This is a genomic window from Paenibacillus sp. 01T47 (genome assembly GCF_056398245.1).
This window is the reverse complement of the sequence record NZ_JBFTPA010000002.1, coordinates 292,952-315,528: the sequence shown is the minus strand read 5'-3', so window position 1 is coordinate 315,528 and position 22,577 is coordinate 292,952. Positions and strand designations below refer to the sequence as shown.

At 46.5% G+C, this 22,577-nt stretch carries 17 protein-coding genes; all 17 read left to right on the top strand.

Annotated elements, in window-relative coordinates:
* The first annotated feature begins 6 nt into the window (after positions 1–6).
* The 17 genes from AC1DOV_RS05420 (at position 7) to glnA (ending at position 22,424) form a co-directional block, all read left to right on the top strand.
* On the top strand, positions 7–975 hold the full coding sequence (locus tag AC1DOV_RS05420) for an aromatic acid exporter family protein (RefSeq protein WP_076265791.1): 969 nt from the start codon (positions 7–9) through the stop codon (positions 973–975).
* A gap of 601 nt (positions 976–1,576) precedes the next feature.
* Entirely contained in the window at positions 1,577–2,140 is a 564-nt protein-coding gene (locus AC1DOV_RS05415; RefSeq protein ID WP_076265792.1) for an outer spore coat protein CotE, read from the top strand.
* Positions 2,141–2,278: 138 nt separating this feature from the next.
* On the top strand, positions 2,279–3,697 hold the full coding sequence (locus AC1DOV_RS05410) for a putative amidoligase domain-containing protein (RefSeq protein WP_477549368.1): 1,419 nt from the start codon (positions 2,279–2,281) through the stop codon (positions 3,695–3,697).
* A 1,424-nt stretch (positions 3,698–5,121) separates the two neighbouring features.
* Complete coding sequence (gene mutS / locus AC1DOV_RS05405) at positions 5,122–7,821, top strand: DNA mismatch repair protein MutS (protein WP_477549367.1); 2,700 nt, start codon at positions 5,122–5,124, stop codon at positions 7,819–7,821.
* A gap of 27 nt (positions 7,822–7,848) precedes the next feature.
* Entirely contained in the window at positions 7,849–9,930 is a 2,082-nt protein-coding gene (gene mutL, locus AC1DOV_RS05400) for a DNA mismatch repair endonuclease MutL (protein WP_477549366.1), read from the top strand.
* On the top strand, positions 9,927–10,703 hold the full coding sequence (locus tag AC1DOV_RS05395) for a class I SAM-dependent methyltransferase (protein WP_477549365.1): 777 nt from the start codon (positions 9,927–9,929) through the stop codon (positions 10,701–10,703). Before mutL ends, AC1DOV_RS05395 begins: the two co-directional genes overlap by 4 nt.
* A complete protein-coding gene (gene miaA, locus AC1DOV_RS05390) occupies positions 10,700–11,713 on the top strand; it encodes a tRNA (adenosine(37)-N6)-dimethylallyltransferase MiaA (protein WP_477549364.1) in 1,014 nt (337 codons plus the stop codon). Before AC1DOV_RS05395 ends, miaA begins: the two co-directional genes overlap by 4 nt.
* Positions 11,714–11,730: 17 nt before the next feature.
* Positions 11,731–11,976: an RNA chaperone Hfq gene (gene hfq / locus AC1DOV_RS05385; protein ID WP_076265797.1), complete on the top strand. Its 246-nt coding sequence runs from the start codon at positions 11,731–11,733 to the stop codon at positions 11,974–11,976.
* A gap of 152 nt (positions 11,977–12,128) precedes the next feature.
* Positions 12,129–14,609, top strand: coding sequence for a transglycosylase domain-containing protein (locus AC1DOV_RS05380; protein ID WP_477511878.1), 2,481 nt, complete (start codon positions 12,129–12,131; stop codon positions 14,607–14,609).
* A gap of 17 nt (positions 14,610–14,626) precedes the next feature.
* Positions 14,627–15,265 (top strand): peptidylprolyl isomerase, encoded by a 639-nt coding sequence (locus tag AC1DOV_RS05375; protein ID WP_339202718.1) that lies wholly within the window; start codon positions 14,627–14,629, stop codon positions 15,263–15,265.
* 224 nt (positions 15,266–15,489) lie between these two features.
* Positions 15,490–16,047 carry a ribonuclease FAU-1 family protein gene (locus AC1DOV_RS05370; RefSeq protein ID WP_076265800.1) on the top strand — a complete coding sequence of 186 codons (558 nt, stop codon included), beginning with the start codon at positions 15,490–15,492 and terminating at the stop codon, positions 16,045–16,047.
* Positions 16,044–16,721, top strand: a complete 678-nt coding sequence (locus AC1DOV_RS05365) for a YdcF family protein (RefSeq protein WP_477511877.1) — start codon at positions 16,044–16,046, stop codon at positions 16,719–16,721. Before AC1DOV_RS05370 ends, AC1DOV_RS05365 begins: the two co-directional genes overlap by 4 nt.
* Positions 16,722–16,810: 89 nt before the next feature.
* Positions 16,811–17,800, top strand: a complete 990-nt coding sequence (locus tag AC1DOV_RS05360; RefSeq protein WP_339202714.1) for an AAA family ATPase — start codon at positions 16,811–16,813, stop codon at positions 17,798–17,800.
* A gap of 25 nt (positions 17,801–17,825) precedes the next feature.
* On the top strand, positions 17,826–19,115 hold the full coding sequence (gene hflX / locus AC1DOV_RS05355) for a GTPase HflX (protein WP_441882501.1): 1,290 nt from the start codon (positions 17,826–17,828) through the stop codon (positions 19,113–19,115).
* A gap of 170 nt (positions 19,116–19,285) precedes the next feature.
* Positions 19,286–20,578, top strand: a complete 1,293-nt coding sequence (locus tag AC1DOV_RS05350; protein ID WP_477549363.1) for a methionine gamma-lyase family protein — start codon at positions 19,286–19,288, stop codon at positions 20,576–20,578.
* A 62-nt stretch (positions 20,579–20,640) separates the two neighbouring features.
* The gene (locus AC1DOV_RS05345; RefSeq protein ID WP_053376247.1) at positions 20,641–21,051 is read left to right on the top strand and encodes a MerR family transcriptional regulator; all 411 of its coding nucleotides are present in this window, start codon (positions 20,641–20,643) and stop codon (positions 21,049–21,051) included.
* Positions 21,052–21,095: 44 nt separating this feature from the next.
* On the top strand, positions 21,096–22,424 hold the full coding sequence (gene glnA, locus AC1DOV_RS05340) for a type I glutamate--ammonia ligase (RefSeq protein ID WP_076265805.1): 1,329 nt from the start codon (positions 21,096–21,098) through the stop codon (positions 22,422–22,424).
* Positions 22,425–22,577: the final 153 nt, after the last annotated feature.

Here is a 22,577-nt window from a genome sequence, read left to right as displayed (position 1 = left end):
TATTTCATGGGCATTCGTATTATCAAAACGGCGTTAGCCGCCATTGCAGCCATTTATACCGCTGTCTATCTCGGATTGGAGCCGCCGCTTGGCGCCGGGATTCTTGCCATACTTGGTGTTGAAGTGACGAGGATGAAGGGGATTAAGAGCGCATTTGTGCGATTTATCGCTTCTGTGCTCGGACTTTTTTTTGCTTCGCTTATCTTTACTGTATTTGGTTTTCACATTTGGGCAGTTGCTATATTCATTCTCATTACTTTTCCAATATTGTCACGCTTCCAATTAAAGGATGGCATCGTTACAAGCTCGGTTATCGTATTCCACCTTTTCAATCGGGCAGAGGTGACAACCGACATTATTGGAAACGAAATTATGCTCTTATTTGCAGGTTTGGGATGGGCAACCATCGTGAACATCATTTATATGCCTAAGGATGAGCATCAACTTAGCTTCTTTCGTTCTTCAATTGAGCAAAACTTTGCCGTCATCTTTCAAGAAATGTCGCTGACGCTGCGAGATCCATCGCATATATGGAATGGCGGCGAAATTTTGGAAGCCTATAACGCGATTGAGGAAGGAGCCCAGCGCTCCGTTCGCAATCGCGAAAATCGGCTTTGGGGCCAAGAGCAATATTGGTCCACTTATTTTGAAATGAGACGTCAGCAGCTCGAATCCATCCAGCAAATGATGGTTAAGCTTGCTTTCGTATATGAAAAGTTTCCTCAAGCGATTATGATCGCAGATTTGTTTGATCAGCTGTCTAGCGATGTGAAATCAGATGTTTATAAAGGCAGCGTTGGAGAGCGGCTGCTAGAGCTGTCTCGATTATTTCAAGCGATGGAGCTGCCAAAAACAAGAGATGAGTTCGAGGTTCGCGCTTCGCTGCTCATGCTTTTAAGGGAACTTGAACGGTATTTAGGTATCGCGAAGCGATTAAAAAAAAGAAAAGTCATGACGTCCGAACTTCGACCATAGAATGTAAAGGGAAAAATTCGTTGCGAGGCAAGCGTAAATAGCTGTGGCGACATTCGTAGACATAGCTATTGTACCGCCTAGAAATTCAAATGTGATTATGGCGTAATAAGTAATTGCATGAATTTCTGGCGTATGCGGCTGTGGCGGCATTCGTAGACATAGCTATCGTATCACGTTGAAATACGAGTGGCTTATAGGTTTTAAACTATAGCCGCTTGAATTTCTATCGTAAACGGCTGTGGCGACATTGGCAAACCTAACTATCGTTTTGCGCACATATGCGAGCGTGATTGTAGAGATAAAAGCTATAATCGCATGCATATCAATCGCAAGCAGTTCTGCAAGCCATTTCGGCACAGCATACGTTTAGCTGAGAAATATAAGCATCGTTATAAGTGTGGCACTTATGTATTCTTATATTTCAAGCGTAACGGCTATTTCCGACGTCAGGCGGCTCTAGCATCCGTTCCGCAGTGATCTATATGGATCGCTATAAGTATAAAACTTATATAATCTTATATTTCGAGAAAATAAACAGTCACCCTAGACGAATGTCCTGCATACACTTTAAATGAATGATTGTATGGAGGAGGTTAAATCAATGACTATTGCAGATAAACAGCTACAATACAGAGAAATAATTACGAAAGCTGTCTGCGGCAAAGGTCGTAAGTTTTCCACTGTAACCCATACCGTAACGCCGCCTCATAATCCAACCAGTATTCTGGGAGCATGGATCATCAACCATCAGTATGAAGCGGTTCGTTCGGGCGACGGCATTGAGGTAATTGGTACTTACGATATCAACATTTGGTATTCGTACAGCAAAAACTCGCAAACAGACGTAGCTAAGGAATCCGTGCATTACGTCGAGCATGTCAATCTATCCTATGTAGACCCGAAACATCGGCCTTCTACGGTGGAAGTGTCAGCCGAGGTAGTTCAGGAGCCAAACTGTATCGAAGCGAATATTTCTTCGAACGGTTCTGGCGTCGTGATTCGTGTAGAGCGTGAGTTTTCGGTAGAGCTAGTCGCCGAGACTAAGGTTTGTGTAGCGGTTCTTCCAGGCGGTTGCGACGACCTGGACGGCAAGGATTTGGAATTCAGCCTCGGCGATAATGATTATGAGGATTTGGATCCAGATCTGCTGGACGATGAGTTGTAAGCAAGCCGGGAAGCTTTGCTGTCAAGGTATCATATGCTGCGCGAGCGGCAAATTCGAGGGCGAAAGCCCTCTTTTTTTTTGAAATTATAAAAAAACGAAAATTGATGTATACATCCCTTGTTTAAAGGCGGGAAAGCAATGGCTTCGACGTGGATATGGCGGGGCAGCTACGATCGGCTGGAGAAAATTACATACGATGCCAACGAGCAGCATACCTCAGGCGAGCGCAATGGGCAGCCGCTGCATGCCGAGCACTGGTCAGCAGCGAGAGCAGGGGATGCTGTGCTCGCATGGTCAGATGCCCGCACAATCGATAGCAGCCGTTTCACAGGGATGTGGATTCTTAATGTCAACGGTCACATTGCCACAAATCTGCTTGATTCGGAGAAACAGCGCATTTGGCGCCGAGCTGGCTTGTGCGGCGGTCCTGCGATTCAGAGCGAACGATTGTACCGTATCAGCGTCGTCCATTTAGAGCCCGTCGAAATGCTGCGAATTGATGCATCGGGGAAAGTGATGCCGTATAAGTCTTTGCTGTCAATCAGCGGCGGTTGGCCTGATGATCCAGCGCTGCGAAGAGTGGCGCGTACCGCTGTAGCGGCACTTTATGCACTTGGCCTCGATATTGGCGAGGCCGAGGTGTGGCTTGGCGGGGACGGGCGCACAGCCGTCCGTGATGCTTGGCCGAAGCTGAGGGACAAGAGGCTTGAGGCCGCTTCGTTTAGGCGATTCGCCGCGTGGCATGCCGCGGCGAGAGCGGAGACTGTGGATCGGCAGCTGCTTATTGGCGCCGATCCGGAGTTTGTGCTTGTGACGCCAGCAGGGAAGATCGCGTCGGCGTCACGGTTTTTTGGAGCTGGCGTCGGCGGGGCAGCCGGTGCCGACGCCTTGCTCGTAGGGCGACGGCTGTTGTATCCCGTCGCCGAGCTGCGGCCCGAGCCGGCCGATAGCCCGGCCGCGCTTGCCGCGAATGTGCGGCGGCTGCTGCTGCGCGCCGCCGATCGCATCAGCGACCCGGCGCTGCGCTGGGCCGCTGGAGCTATGCCCGTGCCGGGGCTTGCGCTCGGCGGGCACATTCATCTTAGCGGAGCGCCGCTGACGAGTCGCTTGCTCCGCTTGCTGGACAGCTACGCGGCATTCCCGCTCGCGCTTGTCGAGGACCCCGCAGGGCGGGCCCGCCGTCCAAGGTATGGAACCCTTGGAGACTTCCGTCTGCAGCCGCATGGCGGGTTCGAATACCGAACGCTCCCGAGCTGGCTTGTATCGCCTGCGGCAGCCAAAGCCTCTTTCGCGCTCGCGCTCATATGCGCCCGCGAAGAACAAAATCTATCCTACATGCCATCCCTACAGGAGCGTTATGTAGCAGCATATTATTCCGGCGACCGCGCAGAACTAGCGCACTGCTTGGATGGGCTCGCTTCAGCACTCTCGGCCACAGCTAGCTACTCTGAGCTCGCACCATACATCGAACCATTGTTTGATGCCTCAAGAAAAGGCAAGACCTGGGATGAAAGCACGGATATACGCGTCAAATGGAGACTGCCAGTAAGAAGATAGGCATTGTGAAGTGGCATCTGTAAGTCGCTTTAGTTTGAGTTGTTGCTTCTGAGTTTGTTAATTAACTCGTCGGCACACGCTGCACTTGTCTTTTATTATGTGTTATTTACTGTTGCTGCAAGAAGATGTGCAAAACAGGAGTTGAGCTCCATATTGAACAGCGTATGGAGCGGATGTGTCGGCTTTCGATAACATTGATTTTTACCTATCGGACATACGATCCGCTATTTTGGAGAATCGGGCACAAATTTGAATCTTACGGACATACATTCCGCTATTTGAGCAAAAGTGAGCTAAAAACGGACTAATGGAGCCAAATAAGGGATTCTATGTCCGTTAGTGCTGCCTAAACAGGCAAAATGAGCATAATAACCTACCTGATGTCCGTTAGCTAATCGCAAAAGTCACCACACACCTCCTAACGGACATATGATCCGTTATTTTTGAAAATTAGGCACATATTTGAATCTAACGGACATACATTCCGCTATTTGCGCAAAAGGCAGCTAAAAACTAACTCGTGGAGCCAAATAAGGGATTCTATGTCCGTTAGTGCTGCCTAAACAGGCAAAATGAGCATAATAACGTACCTGATGTCCGTTATCTAATCGCAAAAGTCACCACACACCTCCTAACGGACATATGATCCGTTATTTTCGAAAATTAGGCACATATTTGAATCTAACGGACATACATTCCGCTATTTGCGCAAAAGAGAGCTAAAAACTAGCTCGAGGTGCCAAATAAGGGATTCTATGTCCGTTAGTAATGCGTAAACAGGAAAAATGAGTAAAATAGCGTATCTGATGTCCGTAAGCTCATCACAATAGTCACCTCACACCTCCTAACGGACATACGATCAGCTAATTTCGATAATCAAGCACATATTTGAACCTAACGGACATACCTTCCGCTATTTGCGAAAAAGGGAGCTGTAAACTAGCTCCCAGAGCTAAATAAGAGCTTCTATGTCCGTTAGTGTTGTGTATAAATCAAAATGAGCATAATAGCGTATCTAGTGTCCGTTAACCTACTCCTTTCTCCCATCTCACAAGTTACCTCCTCTCTATACAGTTACAAATTTTAGCATTCCGCATCGAAGCCAGCGAACATATTACAATGCTACTAGTAACCATCAGCAAACACCGCTTCCATGAAGTCTCACGTTTAACTAGCTCCCAGCAGTAATCCTTCTAACATCACAAACCCCGTAACCCCACCAAACCCCCTCCCACAAAACAAACAAAACCACCCACAACCCGTTTCACTTATGGCGCACATCTGTTCCGCTTGTTATAATGAATATCTACTGTTTACTGCATGGGCGCAAAAGGATTATATTATCGCACGCATGTAATTAACGATATTAATTATTTGAACATATACGGAGCAGCATGCTGCCTACGTTTTTGAGGAGGATCGGAATGGCTGGATATACTCCAATGATTTTGCAATACCTAGCTATAAAAGAAGAGGCAAAAGATGCTTTTTTATTTTTTCGATTAGGCGATTTTTATGAAATGTTTTTTGATGATGCAATAGCCGCTTCGCGCGAGCTGGAAATTACGCTGACAGGCCGAGAGGGCGGCGGCGAGCAAAAAATACCGATGTGCGGTGTACCCTATCATTCCGCTGAAAATTATATTAGCAGACTAGTGGACAAAGGCTACAAGGTAGCTATTTGCGAGCAGGTCGAAGATCCGGCAGTGGCAAAAGGTGTTGTCCGCCGCGAAATTGTTCGAATTATTACACCCGGTACCGTTATGGAATCGAAGGCGCTTGACGGAAATACGAACAACTTTATTGCTGCAATCGTTCGCTCCCAAGGCTTGTTCGGGCTTTCGGCTTGCGATTTATCGACAGGTGAGCTTTATGTAACCTCATTCCAAGAGCATGTCGAAGCGCTGATTGATGAAATAAATGTTTATCAGCCATCGGAGCTGGTCGGGGACAAAGAATTGCTTGATCGTGTTCAGTCTGCAGCCGTGTGGAATAAGCAGCTGCTGTTAACCGCCCGCGAGCCAATGGATGCGGAGAAGCTTGCTGAGCAGTTCGGAGAGCAGGAGCTATCCAAAATAACTGGAGCACGGCTGCTGGCGGTAAGTGTACTTACGGGTTATTTGGACGAAACACAAAAACGCTCACTTGGACATGTGCGTTCGATAACGAGCTATGAACCAAATCAATATATGATTTTGGATCACTATACACGTAGAAATTTGGAGCTAACCGAAACGGTTCGCGATCGCAACAAGAAGGGGTCGCTTTTATGGCTGCTTGATCGTACACAAACGTCAATGGGAGCGAGGCTTCTGCGCCGCTGGATCGACAAACCGTTATTAAACAGCGCTGCCGTTGAAGCTCGTTTGGATGCAGTGGAGACCTTATACCTTAATTTAATTTTGAGAGATGACATACGTTCAGAGCTTCAGCCTATTTACGATCTTGAACGGCTTGTCGGTAGAGTAGCTTTTGGCAGTGCAAACGGGCGCGACTTAAATGCACTTCGCAGCTCGCTTCGCCGCATTCCGCAGTTGACTACTTTGTGTGAACAGTCTGGCTCAGAGGTCCTCAAAGCACTTGTGGATGGGACGGACAATTGCTCCGATTTAGCTGATCTGATTGAAACCGTGTTAGTCGACGATCCTCCAGTTACCATTAGAGAAGGCGGACTGATCCGTGCTGGCTATGATGACTATTTGGATCAGCTGCGCGAGGCAAGCACGAACGGCAAAAAATGGCTGGCTGAGCTCGAGCGTCAAGAGCGCGAGGCAACAGGCATTAAAAACTTAAAAATCGGCTATAACCGCATTTTTGGCTATTATTTAGAAGTTTCAAAAGCAAATTTATCAAGCTTGCCTGAAGGCAGATATGAGCGCAAGCAAACATTGGCAAATGCAGAGCGATTTGTAACTCCTGAGCTCAAAGAGAAAGAGCGGCTGATTCTCGAAGCAGAGGATAAAATGGTCGATCTGGAGCATGAGCGTTTCATCGAGCTGCGTGATCATTTGTCGCAACACCTTCATCGGCTGCAGAAGGCCGCTGCGATTATCGCTGAGCTTGATGTTTACCAATCGCTGGCAACGGTCAGCGCTGAACGTCGTTTTTCACGTCCGCGCGTGACTGAGAATTATGATCTGCACATAGAGGATGGAAAACATCCAGTCGTAGAGGCGATGATGGATGGTACGCCATTTATTTCAAATGGTACTTCGCTCCATAAGGACGAGCAGTGGATGCTCCTGATCACAGGGCCTAATATGGCTGGTAAAAGCACATACATGCGCCAAGTCGCACTCATTTGCATCATGGCTCAGATGGGCTGTTTTGTTCCTGCTAAGTCAGCGGTTATTCCGTTAATCGATCGCATTTTTACACGAATTGGAGCGGCTGACGATCTTATCGGCGGGCAAAGCACCTTCATGGTTGAGATGAAGGATATCCAGCTAATGACGGAGAAAGCAACGGCGAACAGCCTTGTTATCATAGATGAGCTGGGAAGAGGCACCTCAACGGGTGAAGGAATGGCAATCGCACAAGCAGTTATTGAATACGTCCACCATCATATTGGATGCAAAGCACTGGTATCCACGCATTTCCATGAGCTGGCGCATCTCGAGGAATCTTTGCCATCTTTGACTAACGCACGTATGGCGGTTGAGGAAAGCGGCGATAATGTAACGTTTCTGCGAAAGCTGATTCCAGGTGCTGCAAGCACTAGTTACGGAATTTACTGTGCACAGCTTGCTGGACTGCCGCAATCGATCATTGGACGAGCTTATGAACTGCTTGATGAGACACTAGCGGACGAAACTCCGAAAGCAACAGCTGGCATTGAAAGTGCTGTTTCTAGCAATCGTTTCACTTACCCAGTACCGGAGGACTCTTCAGTGTTTTCCAATACCAGCACTCGCAATGAACGAGTAAAGGAAACCAGTGCAATGGTACAGCTTTCGATATTTGATGAGCCAGCAGCTGCTGTGGAAGCAGAGCCCATGCGGAAGAAAGCGAATCCGAAAGCGGAGCAGCTGGCGGATCAATTGCGCAAGCTCGATTTGTTTAATTTGACGCCAATGCAAGCTATGCAGTGGCTTAACGATATGAAATCGAAATTAAATGACTAGTTTCGTGAAAGGGGGAACAGCAACGTCATGGCAAAAATTAATATATTGGACGAGCAGCTAGCCAACCAAATAGCCGCAGGAGAAGTGGTAGAGCGGCCTGCTTCAGTCGTCAAAGAGCTTGTTGAGAATGCGGTAGACGCCGGCAGTACAACGGTCGATATAATGATTGAAGAAGGCGGCTTATCGCTTATAAAGGTCATCGACAACGGCTACGGCATAGAGGCAGCCGATATCGTAACCGCATTTCAGCGGCATGCGACGAGCAAAATCTCTACAGCAAGCGACTTGTTCCGTATTGCGAGCCTTGGCTTTCGCGGAGAAGCGCTGCCGAGTATCGCAGCTGTTTCGAGGCTGCAGTGCACCTCTTCGGAAACGTCGACAGGACTTGCTCGCCGGATTGTAATAGAGGGCGGCAAGGTTACCATTGATGAACCAGCAAATGCGCCGCAGGGCACGGAAATGACCGTGCGGGATTTATTTTACAATACACCTGCGCGCCTTAAATATATGAAGGCAATTCAGACGGAGCTAGGACATATTTCCGACTATATTAACCGCATCGCACTTGCTCATCCGGGCATTGCATTTACGTTCAAGCACAACGGGAATGTACTGCTTCGTACGCTCGGAACTGGCGATCGACTTCAAGTTATTGCGGCCGTTTATGGCTCAAATACAGCGAAGGTGATGCTCAAGATCGAAGCAGAAACTTCAGATTACGAGCTGAGCGGCTATATCTCGAAGCCGGAACTCACACGTGCGAATCGAAATGGGATTACTGCAATCGTTAACGGACGTTACATTCGCAGTCATACGATTAATCAGTCTTTGCTGCAGGCTTATCATACGCTGCTGCCGATCAATCGTTTTCCGCTTGCGATATTAGAAATAGGAATGCATCCAAGCTTGCTCGACGTAAACGTTCATCCATCCAAAATGGAGGTCAGGTTCAGTAAAGAACCGGAGCTTCGTACAATGATAGAGGATGCGATTAAAGCGGTGTTAGGTCGCCAGCGACATATACCGGGCCCAGAATCAAGCAATAAGCTGGAGCGTTCAAAACCGTTGTTCGTTCAAGATGCAATTTCTTTCCATCGCCCTGAGCCCATGGCGGAATCGTTTAAGCCTTACCAACCAACAGCGACAAATAAGACGTCATCGACGCCTTATAAGCCGCCGGTTATTGATAGGGAATATGTTCCTAGGAATGCGGCAGAGAAGCTTTATGCTCCTCCTCCAACGTTTCCTATTGACAACTTTACCGTCCGAGAAGCTTCCGCGCATATGGAGCAAGCATCTAATGATTCGGGTTCTAATCTAAAATCACTTGAAACAGCCTTAGACACTGATTCGTTACGAAATGCTGCTCAAGAAGCTGCTGTGACCCTTGAATTCGCTGAGGCTCGAGCTTACCAGGCGGATGTGCCGCAAGAGAACCTTTTTGATGAGGTGCAGGCGCCAGTAGTTCAAGCCATGATCGCCGAGCTGCCATCAGAAGAAGAAACAGTAGAGGATCAACCATCCTTTCCTGAGCTTCACTGGATTGGACAGCACCATGGCACCTACATCGTAGCGCAATCGGAGGATGGTCTTTATTTAATCGATCAGCATGCTGCGCATGAACGGATCAATTATGAATATTTCTTTCAAAAATTCGGAAATCCTGAGGCAGCTAGCCAACAATTGCTTGTTCCGTTGACGCTTGAATTTACAGCAGGAGAAGCGATGCAATTAAAGGACCTTATTCCTATGTTCGCGCAAGCAGGCGTGGAGCTGGAGTCCTTCGGTCCTCAAACGTTTCTCGTTCGTTCCTACCCGGAATGGATGCCTCAAGGCGAGGAGCAATCCTTGCTTGAGGAAATGGCAGAGCTGCTCATCTCCGAGCGAAAAACGATTGATATCGGCAAGCTTAGGGAAAAGGCGGCCATTATGTGCGCATGCAAAGCCTCCATTAAAGCAAATGATCGTATGAACCGTGAGGAGGGCGAGACACTCTTGACAAGACTTGCAAACTGCAAACAGCCCTATACTTGTCCGCATGGCCGCCCAATCATTGTGCATCTATCGACCTATCAGCTTGAAAAAATGTTCAAGCGGGTGATGTCTTGATTGTTACAACGACGGCGAAGCCTTCAGAACGGGCTTTGGAGCAAGCAAGCCGGCTTTCTGAAGAGCTAGCCGCTTCGCTCAAAGCACGCGGAAACTTAACGGTTAACAAACTATTATCTTTAAGCAATGACAGTCAGCTAATCGTCGTAACCGAGGAAGAGGTTCGTTATTATGACGGACAATCAGAGACGCCGCTTTATTTTCACCCCAGCATGGCATATGTGCGGGTAAAACGGCTGCGGCGCGGTGAAACAGATCCTCTTATCCAGCTTTCGGGATGTTTGGAAGGGGATCAAATCATTGATTGCACAGCAGGTCTTGCTTCGGATTCTCTAGTGTTTTCTTATGCCTCTGGACCTAAAGGAGCTGTTACCGCGATTGAGAGCGAGCCTATCTTATGCGCTATCGTTCGAGAGGGTCTAGCAGGTTATGAAACAAGCCTTCCTGATGTGAATGAGGCAATGAGACGTATTGACATGAAGTGCATGAATCATTTGGAATACTTAAAAGCATTGCCTGACAATAGTGTAGATATCGTTTATTTTGACCCTATGTTCCGGAAACCGATTAACGAATCCAGCTCGATGGAGCCGCTTCGCGGCATTGCAAATATGGACGCTTTGTCGCATGAAGTGATTGAGCAAGCAAAGCGTGTAGCAAGAAAAAGCGTAGTTCTAAAGGAGCATCAAGCTAGCAGTGAATTTGCAAGGCTCGGATTTGAACGCAAGCATGTGAATTCTTCGAAAATTGCATATGGAGTGATAAAGCTTTGAGTGAAGAAATAAACAATACGCAGTTAGATCAAGAAGGGCATCCAATACGTAAACAGCCATTGCTAGTCCTCATTGGTCCTACAGCTGTAGGCAAGACACGAATGAGCTTAGATATTGCAAAAGCCTGGAATGCGGAGATCATCTCGGGCGATTCCATGCAGGTTTATCGCGGCATGGATATTGGTACTGCCAAAATCGGACTTGAAGAGCGTGAAGGCATTCCTCATCACCTTATCGACATTTGTGAGCCGGATGAAGCGTATTCCGCTGCTGATTTTCAAGCAGGAGCAACGAAAGCGATTGCGGAAATATCGGAGCGAGGAAAGCTGCCGTTTATCGTTGGGGGTACTGGCTTATATGTGGAGTCCGTTTGTTATCAGTTTCAGTTTGCTGAAATTGGTTCGGATGCTGCTTTTCGGCAAGAGCAAGAGCATTATGCGGCTGAATTTGGCGCAGAAGCGTTGCATGCGCGTTTAGCTGCCATTGACCCTCCAGCAGGGCAGAGATTGCACCCAAATGACATGCGCCGCGTCATCCGTGCGCTGGAAGTTTATCACATGACTGGACAAACCTTCTCTGATCAGCAAGCCGGCCAAACTAAGGTATCTCCATATGAGCTTTGCCTCATCGGTTTGACTATGGACCGTGCGGAGTTGTATCGTAGAATAGAACTGCGGATAGATGAGATGATGAAGCTAGGTTTAGTAGATGAGGTGAGGCGACTACTTGAGAGAGATTTGCCGCCTGCAGCGGTTGCTATGCAGGGTCTTGGCTACAAAGAGATTGCACAATATTTACAGGGAGAATGCTCATTGGAAGCAGCGGTAGAGCTACTGAAAAGAGATACGAGAAGGTTTGCAAAACGCCAGCTTTCCTGGTTCCGTCATATGAAAGACATTCATTGGATTGATATGGGGGAAAATTTTCACAACAATTTGCAATCTGTTCATGATATAATAGCAGGAAAGTTTCAAGTTAATCTTGAATATACTTCTAATCAATCTTTTTAAGACGGGGGTAACGTCCAATGAACAAATCGATCAATATTCAAGATACGTTCCTGAATCAGCTTCGCAAAGACAACATACCGGTTACGGTTTTTTTAATGAATGGCTTCCAAATTCGGGGCGTTATTAAAGCGTTCGATAATTTTACGATTATCATCGACAGCGAAGGTCGTCAACAAATGGTATACAAACATGCTATTTCGACGTTTACCCCGCAGCGGAATGTTTCTCTTATGCAGCAGGATCATAACAGTTCCGATTCATAGGCTTAATCAGTTAGTGAAACTTTCTTATAACGTGTCTCGTTTAACTAGATAGCGGCAGGCAAGAGCAACCCCGCTCCAAGCTGGGTTGCTCTTTTCATTTTGTGGTAAAACTAGATTAGACAGACAATTGAACAACAGGAGGGGAGTCGGCTATGGCTGAACGACCAAGCAAAACAACTGCACCTAAAACTTCTAAACAAAAGAAGAAAAAGAAGATATCAGGAAAGAAATGGTTTTATGGATTATTTTTCACCGCTGTAATCGCCATCGTATGCGGCTTGATCGGATACTTGCTTATCGTGCTGAACGGTGAACGAGTTCTGACTGAAAATGCGAACAAACTGACTATGGGTGAAGCATCCATCATTTATGATGTGAATGGCAATGAAATTTCACGATTGTCCGATCCAAATGAAAATCGTGAGATTGCTGAATTTTCGGAAATTCCAAAGCAACTGCTTGATGCTATTGTAGCAACAGAGGACCAACGTTTCTATGAGCATTCAGGAATCGATTTTTTTGCTATCGGACGTGCTGTTGTGAAGGACGTTATCGCACGCAGCGCGGTTGAGGGAGCAAGTACAATTACCCAACAGCTTGCCAAAAACGTATTTCTAACTGCGGATAAGACGTTTTTCCGTAAAGCAACGGAAGCCTCTATTGCGGTAGCGCTTGAGCACAAAATGTCCAAGGAACAAATATTAACGATGTATTTGAATCGAATATTTTTTGGCAAGAGAGTACATGGCGTTAAGGAAGCAGCCAAGTATTATTTCGACACTGATCTTGATAAGCTGGAGCTTTGGCAGATTGCTACTATTGCCGCTATGCCGAAAGCGCCGAACCGCTACAATCCAATAAATCATCCTGAGGATTCGATGAACAGGAGAGCAGTCGTGCTTAAGCTTATGTACGATCAAGGCTTGATTACGGCAGCAGAGATGGCAGAGGCAAAAGCGGTCGTGTATGAAATTCCTAAAAATCATGAAGAAAGAAATACCGAAAAGTATCCAGCATTTATTGATTATGTGGTTGAAGAAGCGATGGAGAAGACTGGGAAATCCGAGGAAGAGCTTCGGATCGGCGGTTTCCGGATTTATACGTCGCTAAACCCGCAAGCACAGGATACGATGGATACACAGTTTAACGATGATGACAACTTTGAGAAGAGCAAGGATGACCAACAAGTGCAAGGCGCAATGATCATTATTGATCACCGCGATGGCACGATTCAAGCCTTAACAGGCGGCAGAGATTACGTGAAAAAGGGACTTAACCGGGTAGAGGTTCCTCGCCAGCCAGGTTCAGCTTTCAAACCGATTATCTCTTACGGTCCTGCCCTTGAAACGGGCAAGTATTATCCATGGACTGTACTTGCAAATGACAAGAAATGTTACGGCAGCTATTGCCCAACGGATAGATGGGGAGCAACTGCAGTTACGATGCAGCAGGCGATTAAGGATTCTCGAAATCTTGCCTCCGTTTGGATGCTGAATCAAGTAGGCTTGAAGCAAGGGTTTGCTTTTTCAAGCAAGCTTGGCATCGAGCTTGAGAAAGATGATCGTAATTTAACAGCTGCACTGGGGGGCTTGTCCAAAGGTGCAACGCCTATGCAGATGGCAACAGCTTATAGCGTATTTGCAAACGGAGGAAAGTCCGTTGATCCTCATGCGATTTCGAAGATTGAAGGCAAAAATAATTATAAGTATGAATATAAAGCTCCACCTTCCAAGCAGCTCATGTCTGAAAGCACTGCCTATTATTTGACCGAGATGATGCAGACGGTCGTACAAAAGGGCGGTACAGGTACAAGAGCAGCAATTGATCGTCCATTGGCAGGGAAAACGGGTACTACTCAGCATGGTATTCCAGGTTACAAAGGCTCGGGTATCCGGGATGCTTGGTTTGTTGGCTACACGCCGGAGTGGACAGCAGCCGTATGGATGGGATACGATAAGACAAATGTGGAACATATCCTTAAGACGGGCAGCAGTCAAGCGGCTTCCATGTTCTCCAAGGTTATGAAACCTGCAATGAAGGATGTAGCGAAGTCAAGCTTTAAGAAACCGCAAGGCATTAAAGAAAATAAACCGCCGGCAACGATAACAAATTTTAAAGCAGTATTTATTCCAGAAGAAATGAAGGTTCAATTGTCGTGGGATCCGTATCAGGATGGAAAGGTCACTTATCAGGTTTACCGCAAGGAAGCTTCAGAAAGTGACTTCATCCGCTTCGTAGACTCGCTCACTTCCACAGGGGTAGATGATATGAGTGCATTCCCGGGAATGACCTATGAATATTATGTTGTGGCTTATGATGCTGAGCAGGATTTGGAAAGTGCCCCATCTCAAAAAGTTAAAATCAGCATTCCGGAAACAGAAGTGAATCCGGATGTGCCAATGGAGCCGAATCCAGATGAGCCGGACGGAGGAGAGCCTACACCTCCAGTAGAAGGCGGTGATGGAGAACCGACGCTGCCTCCAACTGATGGTACAGATCCAGGAACAACTGAACCGCCAGGATCAGGAAACGGAACGGGTGAACCAACACCAACGCCAACTCCAAACACTGGCACAAATACGAACAACAGCAACAATGCTCTAGGAAATACTGAAACCGGCGGCAATACGTAAGAAACGGGTGGTTAGCAATGGCGAATAGAAAGAGAGCACCATTCTTGTATTTGATCATTGTTGTCGCAGCAGTTATGGTTATAGCTGGCTGCGGCAAGGATGGTTCAGGAAGGGATAGTGCTTCAGCTTCAGCCAAGTTGATGAACTGGGACAAGATGCCTGATATGCAGATTGATCTCGACAAGTCGTACTTAGCAAAGTTTAAAACGACTAAAGGCGATTTTACAGTCAAGCTGTTTACGGAAGACGCGCCGGTAACGGTGAACAATTTTGTTTTTCTCGCGCGAGAAGGCTTTTATGATGGATTAACTTTTCACCGTATTATTGAGTCTTTCATGATTCAAGGCGGAGATCCAAAAGGAAATGGATATGGTACTCCAGGTTATTCAATTCCAGATGAACTAAGTTCGGAAATGAAATACGAAGAAGGAATTGTCGCGATGGCAAACGCAAGCAAGCCTAATTCGGGTGGCAGCCAATTTTTTATTTGCACGGGACCTGATGCTGCAAATTTAAACCGCGAGCCTAATTATACGATTTTCGGCAAGGTGGAGAGTGGCATGGATGTTGTAAAAGCCATTTCGAAGACGCCTTTGAAAAACAACTTGCCAACTGAAAATATCGTCATTGATTCGATTGAAATCGTTGAGCAATAAGAGGAATACCGCCTTTCGGGGCGGTATTCTTTTTATTTTATCGCAAAGAGCTTGGTTTATTTTGGCTGTCGGCTGGAGATGGACGTTAAGTTATGGTAATCTTTTTTTATAGGTAAATTTCAATTGTCGTTGGTCGCAAAATGTTCGTTGTGTTAACAAAGCCAAGAAGAGCTGTGCAGGTTGCTTGCGAGCTTTTCCCAAATGAACGGAAGGGTACGTTCCGTATGAAGAGAAAATTTTCAGACCGAGCTAACTGGCGGCGTATCTTGCGTAAGAGCTATACGTGCCTAGCGCTGGACGGTGAAGAGTTCAAAGGTCTCGTGACATTTTACCGGATTCATGAATTGCGTGAGCCGTTATGGAAGGAATATAACGGACGTAGATTATGTTTGGCAGATCGCGGATACTTGTGGATGCAGCATTTTCCAAGAGGCGAGCATTTTGTCGTCACGACGATGTTTGACGACAAGGGACGCGTCGTGCAATGGTATATCGATGTTTGCAAAACGCAAGGCTTAACCGATCAGCAGGTGCCTTGGTTCGATGATTTATATTTGGACGTGGTTGTGCTGCCTAGCGGCGAGGTATTTCTCATGGACGAGGATGAGCTGGAGGATGCCTTAAGGCAAGGTGATGTTAATGGCAAGGATGTTGCACTTGCACGCAAAACAGCAGGGAAATTATTATCGAGCATACGAAACGGACGGTTCCGGTATTTTACGCTGAGCCTTAAGCATCGCAAGAGCTTGCTTGCAAAAACCGGGGAATTAAGCGAATCATGAGGAAGGCAACCGTCTCAAGGAGCAGCCCGCGCAGAAGATCGAAGAAAAAGCGTCCGTGGCTGCTCTTGTTTCGTGTTGTTGCCTGGTTAATATGTGCAGGCGTGTTCTGGTGTGGATATTTACTGTGGTTAATTAACGGTTTCGATACGAATAAGCCGCTTGTTCCATCGGATGCAGGCATCGTTCTTGGTGCTGCTTTGTGGAATGATGTGCCAAGTCCAGCACTGAAGGAACGGCTTGACCTTGCTTGGCAATTATACAAGGCGGGTACGGTAGACAAGCTTATTTTGACAGGTGGATTGGATGGCAACGGTTCAAAGAAAACAGAAGCCGAGGGTATGAGGGACTATCTCATAACAAAAGGTATTTCAGCTGACAAGCTGTTGCTAGAAAATAAGGCGACCAGCACGTACGAAAATCTTGAATTCAGCAAGAAGATCGCAGAGCAGCAAGGCCTGTCAACACTAATTGTCATCACCCATGATTATCATGCTGCAAGATCAATGGAGATAGCCAAAAAGCTTGATTTTGTTCAGTTTCAAGTCGCTGGTACAAAATCAAAGGTGCTAAATCCTGTCTATAATGAGTCGCGTGAAGTACTAGCTTTTACAAAGTGGAAGCTCGACTCTCTATTGCTTAGTCTCGGATTTCACTCTTCCGATTCGAAGCTGTAAATCTGCTAATATGCTGCTGCAAAGTAGAATAAACTTGTAGTGCGGTTAGCCGCTACAGCTTTCGAAGCAAAGGATAGGTGATGCCACAGATGAGTGGACACGTCAAATCGGGATCCGGCAATGGCACTGCAAGGCCTTCCCGTCAAATCAATGTGGTCCTAAGAACGCAAGAAACATTTCAGACTGGGGCCTCTGCTCCTGCTTTAGAGACAGAACCGCTGCCTGCAGTGAAGCCGCTGCCGGGCGTCGATCATTATGCTGACATTCAGAAAGAGCTTGAACCGATGATTGGCATGGACAACGTGAAATCTCTTGTGTACGAAATATATGCGTTGCTTTATATTAGCCGAATGCGTTCTGAAGCAGGATTATTTGGCGGCTCTCATGTGTATCATATGATTTTTAAAGGCAATCCAGGGACAGGAAAAACAACAATCGCCCGCATCGTCGCAAAGCTGTTTCAAAAGATGGGTGTACTTACGAAAGGACATTTGATTGAGGTGGAGCGAGCTGATCTTGTTGGCGAATATATTGGACATACCGCTCAGAAGACGCGAGACCTCGTTCGAAAAGCAATCGGCGGCGTGTTGTTTGTTGATGAAGCGTACAGTTTAGCTCGGGGCGGGGAAAAAGATTTTGGCAAGGAAGCCATCGATACGCTTGTAAAAGCAATGGAGGATCACAAAAATCATTTTGTGCTCATACTCGCGGGTTATCCTGCCGAAATCGACGATTTTTTGCTCACAAATCCAGGCTTGCCGTCACGTTTTCCGATCCAAATTGAGTTTCCAGATTATTCGGTTGATCAACTGATTCAGATTAGTGAGCTCATGGCTAAGGACCGTGATTATATATTGCAGCCTCAGACCATATTTAAACTAAGACAGCATTTAATGCAGGAAAAGCTAAACACCATGTTCTCGTTCAGCAATGCCAGGTATGTTCGAAATGTGATAGAGAAAGCGATCAGGTTTCAAGCTGTTCGTTTGCTTACGCAGTATGCCAGTTCCGTTCCCGCAAAGCAGGAATTAATGACGATTAGACCAGATGATTTAAAGTGGGACACGAAACCAATATGATTGCGTAGTTTAGAAGGAGTATGAGATGAGCGAGATAACATTCGATACGAATACGAACATGATTGAAAAAGCGATACTGATTAGCTTAGTTACGTCAAAAGACAAGCGGAAAGGCGGAGACCCTGAGCTGTCGCTACAGGAGCTTGTACAGCTGACGGAAACAGCTGGGGTTGAAGTGCTGACGACCATTACGCAAAACAAAGAAACCGTCGATTCCAAATGGTTTATTGGCAAAGGAAAAGTACAAGAGGTTAAGGCTCTAGCTGATGAACTGGGCGCTACAACGGCTATATTTGATCAAGAGTTGTCCGGCGCTCAGGTTCGCAATTTGGAAGAATCACTGGATTTGAAAATCGTTGACCGCACCCAGCTGATTTTGGATATTTTCGCAGGTCGTGCCAAAACGCGCGAAGGTATTATTCAGGTTGAGCTGGCGCAGCTCAGCTATCTTTTGCCACGTCTATCTGGACAAAGTAAAAACTTGTCACGGCTTGGCGGAGGCATTGGTACCCGCGGTCCAGGTGAAACGAAACTCGAGACGGATCGCCGTCATATTCGTGATCGGATTTTTGACCTGAAGACGGTGCTTGACGAGGTTGTCCGCCACCGTAAATTGCATCGCGAGCGTCGCAAAAAATCCGGCGCCATTCAAGTAGCTCTTGTTGGCTATACGAATGCCGGGAAATCGACACTGCTTCGTGAGCTTACTCATGCAGATGTGTATGTAGAAAATCAATTGTTTGCAACGCTTGACCCCACCTCAAGGACACTTGAGCTGCCAAATGGCCGAGAAATTATACTGACAGATACGGTAGGTTTTATTCAAAACTTGCCGACAGATCTTGTAGCAGCATTTCGGGCGACGTTAGAAGAGGTGTGCGAGGCTGATCTAGTGCTTCATGTCATCGACAGCAGCTCTCCAATGCGGGATGAGCAAATTGCAGTCGTTAACAAAATTTTAGGTGAGCTAGGCGCTGCGGATAAACCCTATATTATGGTCTACAATAAGAAGGATTTGTGTATAAATAACGGTTCATTAGCAGATTTGCCGATTACTAGCGGCGACAATCTTGTCATTAGCGCGTACGATGCTGGAGATCTAGAGCTGTTAAAGCAAACCGTGCAAGATAAGCTCAGCGGAGACGTAGTAGTCTTTAACGTGCCAGCAGAGCGTGGAGATTTGATCGCACTTGCTTATCGAAGCGGCGAGGTCATCAATCAAGAAGTGAATGAAGAAAGCTTACGACTTACCGTTCATGTGAGTAAGCAGGAATACGAGCAGCACGGTCATCGTTTAAAACAATATATTGAGTAGGGTTTGCTTACGAAGTAGTTTTGCTGTGCAAAACTTAGGCTTATGCTTACGAAGTAGTTTTGCTGCGCAAAACTTAGACTTATGCTTACGAAGTGATTTTGCTATGCAAAATTTAAGCTTATGCTTACGAAGTGATTTTGCTGCGCAAAATTTAAGGAGAAGATATCATAATGAACAGGCAACATGTAAACCAAAGACTATGGGAGCACCTAGAGCAGCTAGCAGAGCAGTCCGAGGTGCTTGCCTCAGAAGCCTTTCGCAGCATTGACAAGATAGCTGAGCGGAATCAGTGGAAGGTCATAGAAGCGTTTCAACATCACAAAGTAAGCGATTTTCATTTTAACGGTTCAACGGGATATGGCTATAATGATCGAGGACGTGAAATACTTGATCTTGTTTACGCAGAGGTAATGGGAGCGGAAGCGGCTATTGTTAGGCCGCATTTCGTTTCTGGAACACATACAATCAGCTGTGCCTTATTCGGAGTGCTGCGCCCTGGGGATGAGCTCCTGTACGTTACGGGAAGACCTTACGATACGCTGCATAAAGTAATCGGCAAGCCTGGAGACGGCATGGGCTCCTTGCAGGATTGGGGCGTAAAATATTCCGAGGTAGCGCTCCTTGAGGATGGTGGATTGGACTGGGCTCAAATTGAGCAAGCGATCTCGGAAAAAACGAAGGTCATCGGTATCCAGCGCTCGCGTGGTTACGATTGGAGAGCTTCATTTACCGTTTCGGAGATTGAAACTATCGTAAATAGGGTAAAAGCAATAAAGCCGGACCTGATTGTTTTTGTGGACAATTGTTATGGTGAATTTACAGAGCTGCTCGAGCCTACTCAAGTTGGAGTAGATTTGATGGCAGGCTCGCTTATCAAAAACCCAGGCGGGGGCTTAGCTGAAACGGGGGGCTATATTGCCGGGAAAGCTTTTGCCGTCGAAGCTGCTGCTTACCGCTTGACTGCTCCGGGCATCGGCGGCGAGGTAGGCGCAATGTTAGGCACGCTTCGCTCCATGTTCCAAGGTTTATTTTTAGCCCCTCATTTGGTCGGACAAGCTATCAAAGGAAGTGTGCTTGCTGCTGCTTTATTTGAAGAGCTTGGGTTCGAAACAAAACCGAGATGGAATGAGCCGCGTACAGATCTCATCCAAGCGGTTCGTTTTGGACAAGCTGATCATTTAATCGCTTTTGTTCAAGGGATACAGCAGGCAGCTGCTGTTGATTCGCATGTGGTTCCCGAGCCTTGGGATATGCCTGGATATGAGAATGCTGTCATTATGGCGGCAGGAACGTTCATTCAAGGAGGCAGTTTAGAGCTATCAGCTGATGCTCCAATACGCGAACCTTACATTGCATATATGCAGGGTGGACTGACGTATGCTCACGCTAAATATGGTGTTTTAACCGCATTATATCGCCTTGTAGACAGTGGTTTAATTGTGATTAAACCTTACATAACTTGACACATTTGCGTTGTAACGGTTAGAATGAACATATAAAAGAGCGACTGGAAGGTTGATGCGACATGGCTGATGATATTCGCAGAAATATGGCCTTATTTCCCATCGGCATCGTTATGAAGCTGACGGATTTAACAGCCCGCCAAATCCGTTATTACGAGCAGCATGAACTAATCGTTCCTGCAAGAACAGCAGGCAATCAGCGGTTATTTTCATTTAATGACGTAGAACGGCTTTTGGAAATTAAATCGTTAATTGAGAAGGGCGTTAATATCGCCGGCATTAAGCAAGTAATGAATCCTGTATCCAAGGAATCTGATGATGCGACAATTGTCAGTGAGCAATCGGAAGTGAAGCGCCGTGAGCTATCCGATCAGCAGCTTCACCGACTGCTTAAACAGCAATTGCTGGAGAAGAGACCTGGACAAGCTTCGCTAATTCAAGGACAATTGACTCGTTTCTTAAATAAGCGCTAATTTAACATGATAACTATTGCTTCGCAAACTAAGGAGATGATTCTGTGAGTTACACTAAAGACGATATTAGACGTATAGCACAGGAACAAAATGTTCGATTTATTCGTTTGCAATTTACGGATTTGCTCGGAACAATTAAAAATGTTGAAATTCCTGTAAGCCAGCTTGAAAAAGCGTTGGATAACAAAATGATGTTCGATGGTTCTTCTATCGAAGGTTATGTACGTATTGAAGAATCAGATATGTATCTGTATCCTGATCTTGATACATGGGTTGTATTCCCATGGGTAACTCAAGATCGTGTTGCTCGCTTGATCTGTGATATTTACATGCCAGACGGAACGCCATTCGCTGGAGATCCGCGCGGTATTTTGAAACGTGCACTGAAGGAAGCAGAAGATCTAGGATACACAGCAATGAACGTTGGTCCAGAACCGGAATTTTTCTTGTTCAAAACCGATGAGCGCGGCGAACCTACGACTGAGCTTAATGACCAAGGCGGTTACTTCGACTTAGCACCTATGGATATGGGTGAGAACTGTCGCCGTGAAATCGTTTTGACACTTGAAGAAATGGGCTTCGAGATTGAAGCATCCCATCATGAAGTGGCACCAGGCCAGCATGAGATCGACTTTAAATATGCCGACGCGATTAAAGCGGCTGACCAAATTCAAACATTTAAGCTAGTCGTAAAAACAGTTGCTCGCGAGCATGGCTTGCATGCTTCATTTATGCCTAAACCGTTGTTTGGCGTGAATGGTTCGGGTATGCACTGTCACCAATCGTTGTTTAAAGGCGATACGAACGTGTTTTACGATGAGAAGGACAAGCTTGGCCTAAGTGCTGCTGCTCGTCACTACATGGCAGGAATTCTGCTTCATGCGCGTGCAATGGCTGCCATTACGAATCCAACAATTAACTCCTATAAACGTCTTGTGCCTGGTTATGAAGCGCCTTGTTATGTAGCATGGTCTGCAAGCAACCGCTCGCCGATGATCCGTATTCCTGCTTCGCGTGGTCTTAGCACACGTGTAGAAGTACGGAATCCAGATCCAGCTGCTAACCCGTATTTGGCACTTGCTGTAATGCTCAGAGCTGGTCTTGATGGCATTCAAAACAAGCTGCCTTTACCAGCACCAACAGATCGGAACATCTATATCATGACAGAGGAAGAGCGTCAGGATGCAGGCATCCCGAGCTTACCGCTTGATTTGAAAGAAGCACTGGACGAAATGCTCAGAAGCGACATCATCTGCGATGCGCTGGGTGATCATGCTCTTGCTCATTTCTACGAGCTTAAAGAAATTGAGTGGGATATGTACCGCACACAAGTTCACCAATGGGAACGCGATCAGTATTTAACGCTTTACTAAAATTCAAAAACCTCAACGCTGCTGGCGTTGAGGTTTTTTTTGCGTACAGTTATACAGCTGAAATAAAGCCTAATGAAGTGAAGGCACAGGCATATGTTAATCATATGTCGATAAGTAACCTATATCATCGCTCAGCAACGTCTAAGATGCGCT